Source organism: Bacillus silvicola, assembly GCF_050524305.1.
In the GTDB taxonomy this organism is placed as follows: Bacteria; Bacillota; Bacilli; order Bacillales; family Bacillaceae_G; genus Bacillus_A; species Bacillus_A cereus_AT.
This window is the reverse complement of sequence record NZ_JBNGVC010000001.1, coordinates 35,139-47,568: the sequence shown is the minus strand read 5'-3', so window position 1 is coordinate 47,568 and position 12,430 is coordinate 35,139. Positions and strand designations below refer to the sequence as shown.

Sequence of the window (12,430 nt, the reverse complement as noted above, 5' to 3'; positions counted from 1 at the left end):
TTTTTATACATATTGAATATGTGGGTTCGTATTATATATTATTTTTAATATTTGTAAGTTTGCTTTTTCATTTTTCTTAATAGCATTTGTATATTTAGGAAGAAAGAGTTGAGAAGGATAAACTGTTCGTTCATCACAAACATGGATACTATAAACAGAATTATTCATAGTGAGAGAATGAATACATTTTAAAAGTGTAGATAGTTTCATCAAAGTTTGAAGATGTTAAACCACCATACAATAAACTCATATTTATGCAGCTCCTTTAAATATTGGGCTAGCATATATTTTTATAAATTTAAAACGAAATGCTTAGAGTGGAGTTAGCACTTGAAAAAGACTGTTTTTTTTGACGGAATAATCTTTCAATTTACAAAGAAAAGAAATACAATATAAGGAAATGTATATATGATTCAGGGAATAGAAAATATGTAATAAACGAAAATGAATTCCGCCATTTTGGGGGAATTAGACTCAAAATTCAGCTGTGACAAAAAATTAGGCGGAGGTCAACTACCCGTAAAAGCTCGATTGCTTCAACAAATAATCGATGTGTCGAGTTATAACTTGTGAAGGAGGAATAAATATAAGCATGAAAAAGATTATTATTTCAGATCTTGATGGGACTTTATTAAGAAGTGATAAAACAATTTCAGAGAAATCTATTAATATTTTGAGGGAATGTAAAAATAATGGAGACGAATTGATTTTTGCTACGGCAAGGCCTCCAAGAGCTATAAATCAGTATATTCCCAGCGTGTTAAAGAATGAGATTATTATTTGTTATAACGGAGCTCTAGTTCTTAAAGGTAATGATATTTTATATGAAATGAAGATTTCTAAAAATGATATTTTAGAAATCATAGAAATAGCAAAAAAGTATAATCTCCATCAGATTTGTCTTGAAATAAATGATAAGCTGTACTCAAATTTTGATGTTACTGATTATTTTGGTGATGTGCCGTGTGAAGTCATGGATATAAGAAAGTTAAACTTTGAAAAAGCTTCTAAATTAATCATTTGTACTAATGGCTCAATAAATAAGGAGTTCACTAAGGAATTGCCTGATGAGTGTAAGGCAGTCATTACAGATAACGGAACATTGTGTCAAATTATGCATACGGATGTTTCAAAATGGAATAGCATTCAGCATGTTCTACAGCACTTAAATCGAGATGTATCAGAAGTAATTGCATTTGGAGATGACTACAATGATATGGAAATGATAGAGAAGTGTGGGATTGGCGTAGCAATGAGCAATGCTGTTGAAGAATTAAAATCCGTCGCTAAATTTATTGCCAAAAGTAATGATGAGGATGGAGTTGCTACATTTCTGGAAAGTAATAGTTATAGTTATGTTAATTAGTATGGAAAAATGAATCGCAGCAAGCTGCGAAAAAAGAGATGCTACATCTGTTTTTGATAGATAAAAATTATGAAAAGGGCTATGTGGGAGGAAATAGGCGAGATGAAAACACTATTTAAAGTATTAGGGATTATCGTGGGGATGGTAGTAATCGGGGTAGGTGTAACGTATGGTATGCTGTATTATCTGAATAATAGTAAACCAGCTGCGAAAAAGGCATCACCAGCCGCTCCGGCAGTAGAAGTGCTAGCTGATAGTAATGTAAAAGCTGAAGATGCAAAGCTTTTAGAAAATGGCAATCATTCATTACCGAATAGCGGTTTTAATAAAAATTTTAAGTGGACAGATGAGAACATACAGACAGCATTACATGAAATGGCACATCAAAAAACGAAAGCTGATCAAAAATGGGGCTATATTTTTATTACACAAGAACGTATTGAAAGTTTACTTGAAATTATAAATAGTAATGATGTTGCACAAAAAAGTACATATGTGGATATTTTAGAACGATGGAAACAAGGAAAATATGAAAAGGTTGATGTGGACCACAACAAGATTTGGAAATTACAAAGTGGGAATTTAGGAGAAGGGAAAGGAGTAATGTCAGAAAAGGAACAAAAAGAATTAATTAATCAAGTTTTTATACAAAAAGGTACATATTCAGGTAGTAAATTAATTGCAGGTGAGGTACAAGCTAATAAATAATATACATATTGATTTTGAAACACCTTTGTTGGTATAAATGCAAAGGTGTTTTTTATTGACACAAGAAATAAATGGGAATATGATTCATATATGAAATAAATTAGAGGGGCTTAAATATACATATGAATAACAGAGAGCTTTACGGAAATATTCGTGATGTTTATCATTTACTCCAAAGAAATTTAGATAAAGCAATTGAACAATATGATATAAGCTATGTTCAATTCGGAGTAATTCAAGTACTCGCAAAATCTGGGAAAGTATCCATGTCAAAATTAATTGAAAACATGGGATGTGTTCCAAGTAATATGACAACAATGATTCAACGGATGAAGCGTGATGGTTACGTTATGACAGAGAAGAACCCCAATGACCAACGTGAAACGCTCGTTTATTTAACTAAAAAAGGTGAAGAAGCAAAAAAGCAAGTAGATGTGCAATATAGTGATTTTTTAAAAGAGAACTGTGGTTGTTTTACGAAAGAAGAAGAACATTTAGACGCTTTATTATTAAAGTGGAAGAAACATTTGAGTTAAATATAATAAAAATGTAACACTTTGTTACATTTTTATTTATATAAATACTTCATATATGAAGTAAAAACTAGTGCGATAAAAAGAAGGGGGATAATTATAAGGGGTTATTTCATATATGAAATAAAAGGGGAGTTTTATATGGAGGTAAAGTCGATGATACGTATTTTGGCAATTGTAGCTTTTTTTGTTGGGCTAGATTCATTACTTGTGGCACCTTTATTACCAGCTATTACAGAAACAATCAGTATGCCTGATGGGAGTGGAGGACTTTTAATTACTATTTATGCACTTTGTTATGGAATAACTGCACCTTTATTCGGACCAATGTCTGATAGAGTTGGAAGGAAACGTATGATCATAATGGGGTTTGTTATTTTCTCCATTTCTACATTTTGTACTGGAATAGCTAAGAATTTTGAAATGCTTTTATTATTTCGTGGTCTAACAGGTTTATCCGGTGCAATGATCATGCCAAGTATATTTGCATTAGTAGGAGATAAAGTTACATATGAGTCAAGGGGAAAAGCAATGGGAACGATTATGGGAGCAATGGTAGGTTCGACAGTCATCGGAGTACCTATAGGAGCATTTTTATCTGAAGTAGGAAATTGGCAGTGGACATTTTATAGTATAGGACTATTAACTTTATTTATTACATTACTAGTTAATCAGCTATTAGAAAATGAAAAACCGAGAGATGAGGTGCGTGTTTCTATAACGAAGACGTTGATTGCATCGTTAAAAATGGTTTTAGTAAATGTATCAGTTTTATTTGCATTATTAGCAACGTTCCTATGGACAATTGGATTACACGGAATGTTTTCATACATAGGTGTTTATTATGGAAATAACTTTGGACTTTCCGTTGGCGAGATAGGTATTGTCATCTTTCTGGCGGGAATTGGTAGTGTGGCTGGAAATATTTTTGGTGGAAAGTTAGCTGATAAAGTAGGAAAGAGGAATGTTGTTTCCATTGCCAGTATTGTAGCCTCAATTAGTGTAATGATATTCTCGCTTTCTATAGAAAATCTAGCAATTGCAATTACTGTACATATAATTTGGAGTTTATTTATTGGATTTGGCCAAGCATCATTAACGGCTTTAATTTCAGAATTAAAACCAGCTGTGCGAGGGACTGTGATGGCATTAAATAGTTCTGCCATGTATATTGGAATGACCATTGCTTCTGGAGCAGCTTCACTTGCAGTAAGTAATGGATTGCCGTTTTCTTCTTTAGGAATTATGTGTGCAATTGCTAGTTTGCTTGTCCTTCCGATTGTATTTGTTCTAGTTGAGGGAAAAGAATCAGCTAATAAAAAGAAGATGACTATATAAGTTGAATGAAAGAAAACATGGTTTGATATTCTTCAAAGGAACTCAACTCATGTTTTCTTTCATATTATTTTTATATTTTCATCACTTTTAATAGTGAAAGAAACGATTGTAAAACGGGTGAAATCCATCTAGATTTATGATAGATTACATGGCTTTGAATAACTGCTGGCGTTTCGATAGGCTGAAAACAGAGTTGCTCTTTTTCGCAACTTTCTTTTACAACGATGTAAGGAAGAATCGAAATTCCTAACTCACACATGACTGATTGTTTAATGACTTCAACGTTGGAAGTTTCAAATGTTTTAGCTGGAATATTCCCGCTTTGACGTAAAAAACGATCTACCATCGGTCTATAGCCACAGCTTTGTTCTGTAAAGATAAATTGGGTATCGTTTAGTAAACAAAATGGATTAGAGTGTGTTGAGGAATGCGAAGGTAAAATCCATCCAAATGTTTCATTACTAAAAGTACACGTAATAAAATCATTATGTTCTATACTTTCTCCAATTATGAAGATAACATCTGTTTCTCCTTCACGTAATTTTTGTAATGCTTGTTCATTTGTGTTTGTTTCAAGTACGATATTTACTTTCGGGTTTTTCTGTTTGTAAATACGTAATAATTGTGGTAAACGGTACACTGCTAATGATTCGTTTGATGTAATACTCAATGTACCTTCTAATTGATCGGTATTTTGAGGGATTTCTTGCGCTTTTTCGTAAATTGCAAGTAATTCTAAAGCATAAGGATGAAATTGATGACCTGCTTTTGTAAGAAGCACTTTTTTTCCTAACCGATCGAAAAGAGGGAGATGTAAATCGTTCTCTAATGCTTTCATATGCGCTGTAACTGTAGATTGCGCATAACCTAATGCATGAGCAGCTTTAGAAAAACCACCATACTTAACAATCGCACAAAATGTTTTAACATGTCTCATTTCCATAAGCAATCCCTCTTTTATTATCATGATTTGTGAATGATTATATCACGTATTTCAATTTTCCAAATGATTAAATTCTTTATAAAATAAAATTGTAGAAATATTCATTCAAGTGATAATGGAGGAAAAAAGATGATCAAAAAGGGCTATCATGTAGCTGTAGTTGGGGCTACAGGTGCAGTAGGACAGAAAATTATTGAACTGTTAGAGAAAGAAACTAAATTTAATATAGTTGAAGTTACATTGCTTTCGTCAAAACGATCCGCAGGTAAGGTAGTACAATTTAAAGGACGAGAGATAATAATACAAGAGGCAGAAACAAATAGCTTTGAAGGTGTAGATATTGCCTTTTTTAGTGCTGGAGGAGAAGTTTCTAGGCAATTTGTGAATCACGCAGTCTCTAGTGGTGCCATCGTAATTGATAACACAAGTGAATACCGAATGGCACGTGATGTACCGCTTGTTGTTCCGGAAGTAAATGCGCACACTTTAAAGGGACATAAAGGTATAATAGCAGTTCCGAATTGCTCAGCACTACAGATGGTAACAGCTCTTCAGCCAATTCGAAGATCATTTGGTTTAGATCGAATTATTGTTTCAACGTATCAAGCCGTATCAGGTTCAGGAATTCACGCGATTCATGAATTAAAAGAACAGGCTAAGTCAATGCTTACAGGTGAAGAAGTGAAGAGTACTATATTACCAGCACAAAAAGATAAAAAACATTACCCAATTGCATTTAATGTATTGCCGCAAGTGGATATATTTACAGAAAACGATTTCACATTCGAAGAAGTAAAGATGATTCAAGAGACGAAGAAAATTTTAGAAGATCCAAAGCTGAAAATGGCAGCTACTTGCGTCAGAGTTCCAGTTGTATCGGGGCATTCTGAATCTGTTTATATTGAACTTGAAAAAGAAGCGACCGTTGCAGAAATTAAAGGAGTACTACTGAATGCACCAGGTGTTATTTTACAAGATAATCCTAGTGAACAAATTTATCCAACGCCATTATATGCAGAGGGTAAAAAAGATACATTTGTAGGTAGAATACGCAAAGATCCGGATACGCCAAAAGGATTCCATCTTTGGATTGTTTCTGATAATTTATTAAAAGGTGCGGCCTGGAACTCAGTTCAAATCGCAGAGACATTGGTGGAAAAGGGGATTATTTAGTATAAATTTATATAAATATTGAAAATAGGAGGATATATGGGAAACCGTTAATTATAATGGTTTCCCATTTTTTACTTAATGAGTATTCTCCTAACTTCAATTAGAATTTAATTTAAGTTAGTTTTTATAGTGTTTTTATAAATATCAATTTTATTTGCAAAGAATTTTAAAAATCTAGGCTCTCCATTAATTGTGAGATAAATATTAATTGAGATTGGCATCTCAACCTTTTTTACTACATCTGCTATAGCAATATACTCATTTTCTTTTTCGTTATAAAAAACAATGGAACTAATTAATACCTCGTTATTTTCAATATCAATACTACACATCATAGGGAATTTTTCATCATTATGTATTATTAATTCGCCCAGTACTATTGAACCGTTTAATTCTTCTGTAAAAATTTATAGTTTCCACTAGTTTTACCCACGTTTCATCGCACTCTTCATTTTCCTTTTCATCTATTGCCCACTCCCATATCGGGTTGTGTTTCAAGTCTTTAATAGTTAATTCATCAATTGGTTTGCTTTTACTCATATACAATTACTCCCTTTATCATAATAAATGGATGATTAAAAAATATTCTTTCATTAACTGAACAATATGGCCATTTGCATCCATTTGAAATACAAGTTTTCGCATTTTCATAATCAGTTGAACGCCAATAAACAGGTTCAATGTAGAGTTTATTCCATTTGATATTATTTTAACTAGTTCCGAAATACTGTACTCATCCTAATAATATTCCGAACACTTGTTCCTGTAGTGGTTTTAACAATGTTTTGAGTAGGTATCAAATAGTTATTAACTGACCTGATTGAAAAGAAAAAAGGATTGTTAATGTAAGTGGAAAAGAGCGGAAAACATCAAGAATGAACAAAAGGATTTCGGTATGATATGGATATATTCAATGTGAGGGGGAATTTAAGGTGTATCAAATAAAGGGGTATTTTTCGTCACTAAAAGGAAATTATTATGAAATTGGTAAGCAACAAGGAGAATTCGTAAAGAAACATCCGTATCTCATTCCACAATTTATACAGCAAGAACATTTTATATCAGATAACCACTGGACAGAATCTAGAAATGTATTAAATCAATATTGTTCAGGAATTAATGAAGAAATTGAAGGGTTTTGCGAAGTGTTAAAAATTCCGTCTAGAAATATGATGTATTATTATCAAACGCTATTAAAGGCAGGTTGTAGTCATTGTGCAGTATTACCACAAAAGACGGATTCAGAGCATACGTATGTATTAAGAAATTATGATTTATCACCCAAAATAGATGATATGCGTTTTTGCTCGACGCATGTTGAAGGTGCGTATACACATAGTGGCTTTTCTACTCAATATTTTGGCCGAACAGAAGGAGTTAACGAGCATGGATTATCTGTCACATTTTCAGCATGTGGGCAACCAGTAGGAAATATTGAAGGTTTAAGAAAGCCAATGGTAAGTGGTTTACAATGTTTTGCGGTAATTCGAGTATTATTGGAGAAATGCAAAAATGTAGAGGAGGCTAAGTCACTAATAGACGAAATGCCAATTGCAAGTAATATTAATATTATTGTAGCTGATCCTTTAAATGCAGCACATATTGAAATGTTTGACGGGCATAAATCCATAACAACAATTGAAGATAATAATCATGCTTTTATTGTATCTACGAATCATGCGGTTAGTTCATCCATTAAAAAGTTAAATAATAGAAGGCTAGAACAGTCTACTAAGAGATATCAAATATTACAAGACTATTTAAATCAAGGTGAACAAATTAGCAAAGATTCTTTAAAAAGTTTGGTAGAATGTGAATATCCTAAAGGGCTAACAGTACATAATTATGAAGAGTGGTTCGGGACCTTGCATTCTGTATTATTTGATTTAAAGGATCGTACATTGAATATTTGCTTCGGATCGCCACTTTTGAACGGGTGGTACTCATTGAAAGTTGGAGAGAGCCTTCCGTTTTCTGAGGTGAATGTGAACTTTAAAAATAGTAAATATACTGATTTTTGGAGAGAAGACAAAAATGAATGGGTTCCTAAAGATTAAAAAGGAATAAGATGGTAAAATTAAGGGGATGGAAATAGATAGGAGGGATTGACTTTGCTACAAGTTATGTTACTAATTGTTTTTATCTTTTTTCTAGTCGTTTCGATGTATATAACTTATCAAAGAAGAAAAAAAGCAGGGATAAAAGGATTAAAAAGCTCATTAACTTCTATTTGTTGCTTTTTAATTGCAATCTTAAATTTGTTTGCATATTGGCTTCATTTTGGCGGTATTTTTACTTGGCTAGTCTCAATAGTATTGTTGCTAGTGGGGGCGTATTTTACAAAATATATTCCATTCTCCAAAAAGGTGCACTAAAATTATATAAGTTTATATGTTATTGTTTAAATTCATATTTTATAATTTCCATTTATAAAAATGAGCCCATAGTAAAAATAGGCATATGAACAAGGTGCATCATCAAGTGATAGGTCATATTTTGTTGGTGTACGTATTGAACTTAGTTTATAGCGCTATTTCTACTTAGATTTAACGAACAGAAATATAGGTAAGCATCGATGGGGTTGTAGTTTATAAACGGAGGTCATGAAAATGAATAAGTTTCAACAAGAACTACAAGCGTTAAGCCTTAATGATTATCAGTCTGGAAATATTGTGTATTGGGACCAGCAAAACCAATATCCATATTACTATATTACAGATGATGCTCGTCGCTGTGGCGGTTGTGGTCGTTGTGGTGGCGGTGGTCGTTGTGGCGGTTGTGGCGGTGGCCGTTGTGGTGGATTCCGTTGTTTTGGTTGCTTCGGTTGCTTTAGTTGTTTTGGTTGTGGTGGTTGTGGTGGTTGCTCTAATTGCTCTAATTGTTTTGATGGGTTTAATGGTACTACTGTAACATTTGAATATTGATAAGAGACAAAAAGGAATCCATTTTGAAAAAAGATTGATCGAAACGGATTCCTACTTTGTGAAGCATTATATAATTTTTATAAAAATGTGCTAACAAGTTTGCAAACGGACTTGCTAACACCTATACGAAATAGACATAAAATATCGCTGATGTGTAGCTTAATAATACGATAATAATTCAGCACTTATAATGAATAATAGGTTATTAGAAAAGAAACCACAAAATGTAATGTTTTATATCATTATAAAAAGAGATCATTCTAATAGGTCGTTGTGTAACGGCTGCATAGGATAATCTCTTTTTATGTTTAATTTTGTAGAGAGTGTACTGTTAACTTTAGTTGTTCAATAAATTCTCGGGTAGTAGCGCACATGTATTTATCTTTTCTATAAATAAGTCCTATATCTATTGTTGGAGTGGGGTTTTCAATTTTAATAGATTGAATATGTTCGCTTTGCAAAAAATCTATATAAGGTTTTGGTAATACTGTAATTCCCATGTCTCTTGAGACCATTTGAACTAAAGATTCCATCGTACTAATTTCTAAAATTGGTTTTGGTGTAAAGTTGAATTTTTGACAATGAGATGTAATTAGTTCGGTTAAAAAGAAATTTTTAGGCAAAAGAATTAAAGGGTAGTTCTGTAATTCAGCAATAGATACATGATCACGTTCAGTTAATTGATGACCGGTTGGCACGACTAATGTAAGTTCACTTTTGTATAGAGGGATAGAAATAATCTCTTTATCTTGCACCGGGAGAAATGTAATGCCAATATCTAGTTCGTTTTGTAATAATTTTTCAAGGATCTCTCCTGTACGAAGTCCCAACACAGAAAGTTCGATATTTGGATATTGCTTATTGAAATCTAATATAGCTGGTGGTAGTAAATAATTTACTACGGTTAACAAAGATCCTATTGTTAAGGAGCCGTGCTGTAATCCATTTAAATCTTGAATGGCAGAACGAGCTTGTTCGACTTCATGAAAAATTGCTTTACCGTGTGATAATAAAATTCTTCCTGCTTTAGTTAAAGATATTTTTTTACCAATTCGATCGAAAAGCGGTATTCCCACTTCATGTTCTAATGCACGTATTTGTTGACTTAGTGAAGGTTGTGAAATGTTTAATTTCTCAGCTGCTTTTGTAAAATGTAACTCTTTCGAAACAGCTAAAAAGTATTCTAGTTGTCGTAATTCGATTGGAATCACCTCAAATTTAATCATAGGATATACCTATCATTATTATATAAATAATTGAATTGAACAATGGTTTTATGAGATTTATAATCACTTTATCAGAAATGGATTGATTATAAAAATTAGATGAGGTGAAGTAGAATTGTTGAAATCGAACGTATTAACAGGAAATTATTCACAAGTACTTCAAAAAAGGTATGAGGTGGTTTACCGACAGGAATATATCGTTTAACGCCTTTATATGTAAAATAAGCAAGAGGAGCGATAAGGATGAATAAAGAATATGAGATACTATCTCTAAACATAGGATTGCCAAAAGAGGTTATATATGGAGGAAAGTTAATTCAAACAGGCATAAATAAAGTTGAAACAAAGGAGCTTATATATTTATCGTTTGTAAAATTTAAAGGTGATGGCCAAGCGGATTTAGTTCATCATGGTGGAGTGGATAAAGCGGTTTGTGTGTATTCGGGAGAACATTATGGATATTGGGAGAAAGAATTGAGTCAAGACCTTGTATATGGAGCCTTCGGAGAAAATATAACAGTTAGCGGTATGCGCGAAGAGGATGTTTGTATTGGTGATACGTTTCAACTTGGAGAAGCGATAGTACAAGTGACGCAGCCAAGACAGCCTTGTTTTAAACTAGCTAAGAAATACAATGTTCCAAGGTTACCATTGTATTTTCAAGAAACAGGATATACAGGGTTTTATTTTCGCGTATTAAAAGAAGGATGGGTATCACCAGTCGATACGTTAAAATTGCTGCAGTCTGATTCGAAAGGCATTACAGTAGCGTTTGCTAATTGTATCATGCATAAAGAAAAACAAAATATGGAAGGACTAAAAAGAATTTTAGAAGTACATGCGCTTTCTACTAGTTGGAGAAAGACATTTGAAACACGAATAAGGGGAGAAGAAATTAATACGAAGGAGAGGATTGAAGGAACTAAAGATTAAATAAATATTTTTTATAAATGGTGCATTTCTATTAGCAAAAACTCATTAGAAAGCGCTGTTTTTATATAATAAACTTATTAATATTCAAAAAAACTTAATATTGGTTTATTCGACTTATTTTTAAAGAGTCAAAACATAAAATTAATTAGATTCTTTTTTTATATTTTATGATACTATATTGATTTGTAAGGCCTATTATTTTATGGGTAGGTCTTATAAGTTTATCTAATTTAATGGAATCGACGTATGGAGGTACAACATGGGGAATATTGAAAAAATTGCATATCTTCTATTAGAAGAACCGAAAAGAGAGCAGTTATTTCCTTTATTTGAAGAAGTGTTTGGGATTACAAGTCAAACATTACATGATTTTTCAGAGAAAGGATATTGGGATTATACATATAAAGCGTTATCATTTATACAAGATGATAAAGTGATTGCAAATGTTGCCGCGTTTTCACTTCCGTTACTAATTAATGGTGAAAAAATAAATGCAGCGGGCATTCAATCAGTAATGACACATCCGGATTTTCGTAGACAAGGACTAATGACACAATTGCTTAATAAGATGATAGAAAAAATTGATAAGGAATGTGAATATGCTTTCTTGTTTACTGAAACCCCTGAACTATATAAATCATTTGGATTTCAAATTGTGCAGGAATATCTGATGACTATACCGTATGATAAAAAGAATAATAAAGATTCGATACTTAGAAAGTTAGATTTTTATAATGAAGAGGATAGAAATTTAATAAATGAAATAATTGAAAATGGTCAAAGGCTTTCTAATATGTTTTCGACAATAAATTATCGATCTTCGTTTTATTTGAAAATGTATGACTTAAAGTGGAATGAGAGACTGTATTATTCTAAGAAACTAGATGCGATGATCGTTTATGAAGTAGAAAATGAAAAGCTAAAGTTATATGGAGTGTTTGCTCCAGTACTTCCGATTTTAGATGAATTATGTGAGGAAATCTCTGAATCATTTACAGAGGTTGAATTTTACTTTTGCCCAGATCAATTAGGGATTGATGAGATACAATATACAGAATTACAGTCTAGTAAGTATTTAATGGTTCGGAGTAATAAAGAATTAGATTTAAAAGGGTATAGATTCCCAGTTTTAACGGATTTTTAAATGTTCATTTAGATGCTTTTGATGAAGGATAAAGGTAATAATCGTATTAAAATAAGATTTTACATGTGGAATCCATCTGAAAATAATGGGTTTAAGATTGAATTTTACAATTAAACAAATATAAATAAAGAACCGCATTCTT

At 32.2% G+C, this 12,430-nt stretch carries 12 protein-coding genes and 3 pseudogenes; 11 read left to right on the top strand and 4 right to left on the bottom strand.

Annotated features, from left to right (window positions below):
* Nucleotides 1-3: 3 nt before the first annotated feature.
* A pseudogene (locus tag ACP6L7_RS00250) lies at nucleotides 4-210 on the bottom strand (arginase family protein); the annotation flags it as partial.
* 382 nt (nucleotides 211-592) lie between these two features.
* On the opposite strand from ACP6L7_RS00250, the gene ACP6L7_RS00245 reads away from it, so the two are divergent.
* From ACP6L7_RS00245 to ACP6L7_RS00230, 4 genes are all read left to right on the top strand, one after another.
* Entirely contained in the window at nucleotides 593-1,366 is a 774-nt protein-coding gene (locus tag ACP6L7_RS00245) for an HAD family hydrolase (RefSeq protein ID WP_097831127.1), read from the top strand.
* A 102-nt stretch (nucleotides 1,367-1,468) separates the two neighbouring features.
* Nucleotides 1,469-2,074, top strand: a complete 606-nt coding sequence (locus ACP6L7_RS00240; protein ID WP_071745597.1) for a PRK06770 family protein — start codon at nucleotides 1,469-1,471, stop codon at nucleotides 2,072-2,074.
* Between the two features lie 122 nt (nucleotides 2,075-2,196).
* Nucleotides 2,197-2,610, top strand: coding sequence for a MarR family winged helix-turn-helix transcriptional regulator (locus ACP6L7_RS00235; RefSeq protein ID WP_430528866.1), 414 nt, complete (start codon nucleotides 2,197-2,199; stop codon nucleotides 2,608-2,610).
* A gap of 138 nt (nucleotides 2,611-2,748) precedes the next feature.
* Nucleotides 2,749-3,945, top strand: a complete 1,197-nt coding sequence (locus ACP6L7_RS00230; RefSeq protein WP_097831125.1) for an MFS transporter — start codon at nucleotides 2,749-2,751, stop codon at nucleotides 3,943-3,945.
* Nucleotides 3,946-4,015: 70 nt separating this feature from the next.
* Here the strand turns inward: ACP6L7_RS00230 and ACP6L7_RS00225 are convergent, their stop codons facing one another.
* Complete coding sequence (locus ACP6L7_RS00225; RefSeq protein ID WP_097831124.1) at nucleotides 4,016-4,888, bottom strand: LysR family transcriptional regulator; 873 nt, start codon at nucleotides 4,886-4,888, stop codon at nucleotides 4,016-4,018.
* A 129-nt stretch (nucleotides 4,889-5,017) separates the two neighbouring features.
* Between ACP6L7_RS00225 and ACP6L7_RS00220 the strand changes: the two genes are divergently transcribed.
* Nucleotides 5,018-6,061 (top strand): aspartate-semialdehyde dehydrogenase, encoded by a 1,044-nt coding sequence (locus ACP6L7_RS00220; RefSeq protein ID WP_097831123.1) that lies wholly within the window; start codon nucleotides 5,018-5,020, stop codon nucleotides 6,059-6,061.
* 107 nt (nucleotides 6,062-6,168) lie between these two features.
* On the opposite strand, the pseudogene ACP6L7_RS00215 reads toward ACP6L7_RS00220, so the two are convergent.
* Nucleotides 6,169-6,601 (bottom strand): annotated as a pseudogene (locus ACP6L7_RS00215) (hypothetical protein).
* 392 nt (nucleotides 6,602-6,993) lie between these two features.
* Between ACP6L7_RS00215 and ACP6L7_RS00210 the strand changes: the two are divergent.
* The 3 genes from ACP6L7_RS00210 (at nucleotide 6,994) to ACP6L7_RS00200 (ending at nucleotide 8,985) form a co-directional block, all read left to right on the top strand.
* Entirely contained in the window at nucleotides 6,994-8,118 is a 1,125-nt protein-coding gene (locus ACP6L7_RS00210; protein ID WP_097831120.1) for a C45 family autoproteolytic acyltransferase/hydrolase, read from the top strand.
* 54 nt (nucleotides 8,119-8,172) lie between these two features.
* Nucleotides 8,173-8,436 (top strand): hypothetical protein, encoded by a 264-nt coding sequence (locus tag ACP6L7_RS00205; RefSeq protein WP_141533488.1) that lies wholly within the window; start codon nucleotides 8,173-8,175, stop codon nucleotides 8,434-8,436.
* 234 nt (nucleotides 8,437-8,670) lie between these two features.
* Nucleotides 8,671-8,985 carry a heterocycloanthracin/sonorensin family bacteriocin gene (locus ACP6L7_RS00200; RefSeq protein WP_141533489.1) on the top strand — a complete coding sequence of 105 codons (315 nt, stop codon included), beginning with the start codon at nucleotides 8,671-8,673 and terminating at the stop codon, nucleotides 8,983-8,985.
* Between the two features lie 308 nt (nucleotides 8,986-9,293).
* On the opposite strand, the gene ACP6L7_RS00195 is transcribed toward ACP6L7_RS00200, so the two are convergent.
* Nucleotides 9,294-10,196 carry a LysR family transcriptional regulator gene (locus ACP6L7_RS00195; RefSeq protein WP_097831165.1) on the bottom strand — a complete coding sequence of 301 codons (903 nt, stop codon included), beginning with the start codon at nucleotides 10,194-10,196 and terminating at the stop codon, nucleotides 9,294-9,296.
* Nucleotides 10,197-10,326: 130 nt separating this feature from the next.
* On the opposite strand from ACP6L7_RS00195, the pseudogene ACP6L7_RS00190 reads away from it, so the two are divergent.
* The 3 genes and pseudogenes from ACP6L7_RS00190 to ACP6L7_RS00180 form a co-directional block, all read left to right on the top strand.
* Nucleotides 10,327-10,433: pseudogene (locus tag ACP6L7_RS00190) on the top strand (aminotransferase class III-fold pyridoxal phosphate-dependent enzyme); the annotation flags it as partial.
* A 21-nt stretch (nucleotides 10,434-10,454) separates the two neighbouring features.
* The gene (locus ACP6L7_RS00185) at nucleotides 10,455-11,144 is read left to right on the top strand and encodes an MOSC domain-containing protein (protein ID WP_097831119.1); all 690 of its coding nucleotides are present in this window, start codon (nucleotides 10,455-10,457) and stop codon (nucleotides 11,142-11,144) included.
* Between the two features lie 259 nt (nucleotides 11,145-11,403).
* Nucleotides 11,404-12,288, top strand: a complete 885-nt coding sequence (locus ACP6L7_RS00180) for a GNAT family N-acetyltransferase (RefSeq protein WP_097831118.1) — start codon at nucleotides 11,404-11,406, stop codon at nucleotides 12,286-12,288.
* Nucleotides 12,289-12,430: the final 142 nt, after the last annotated feature.

Coding starts and splice junctions, on each gene's coding strand:
- ACP6L7_RS00240 (WP_071745597.1), top strand. CDS start 1,469: ATGAAAACACTATTTAAAGTATTAGGGATTATCGTGGGGATGGTAGTA.
- ACP6L7_RS00220 (WP_097831123.1), top strand. CDS start 5,018: ATGATCAAAAAGGGCTATCATGTAGCTGTAGTTGGGGCTACAGGTGCA.
- ACP6L7_RS00230 (WP_097831125.1), top strand. CDS start 2,749: ATGGAGGTAAAGTCGATGATACGTATTTTGGCAATTGTAGCTTTTTTT.
- ACP6L7_RS00225 (WP_097831124.1), bottom strand. CDS start 4,888: ATGGAAATGAGACATGTTAAAACATTTTGTGCGATTGTTAAGTATGGT.
- ACP6L7_RS00200 (WP_141533489.1), top strand. CDS start 8,671: ATGAATAAGTTTCAACAAGAACTACAAGCGTTAAGCCTTAATGATTAT.
- ACP6L7_RS00235 (WP_430528866.1), top strand. CDS start 2,197: ATGAATAACAGAGAGCTTTACGGAAATATTCGTGATGTTTATCATTTA.
- ACP6L7_RS00180 (WP_097831118.1), top strand. CDS start 11,404: ATGGGGAATATTGAAAAAATTGCATATCTTCTATTAGAAGAACCGAAA.
- ACP6L7_RS00185 (WP_097831119.1), top strand. CDS start 10,455: ATGAATAAAGAATATGAGATACTATCTCTAAACATAGGATTGCCAAAA.
- ACP6L7_RS00245 (WP_097831127.1), top strand. CDS start 593: ATGAAAAAGATTATTATTTCAGATCTTGATGGGACTTTATTAAGAAGT.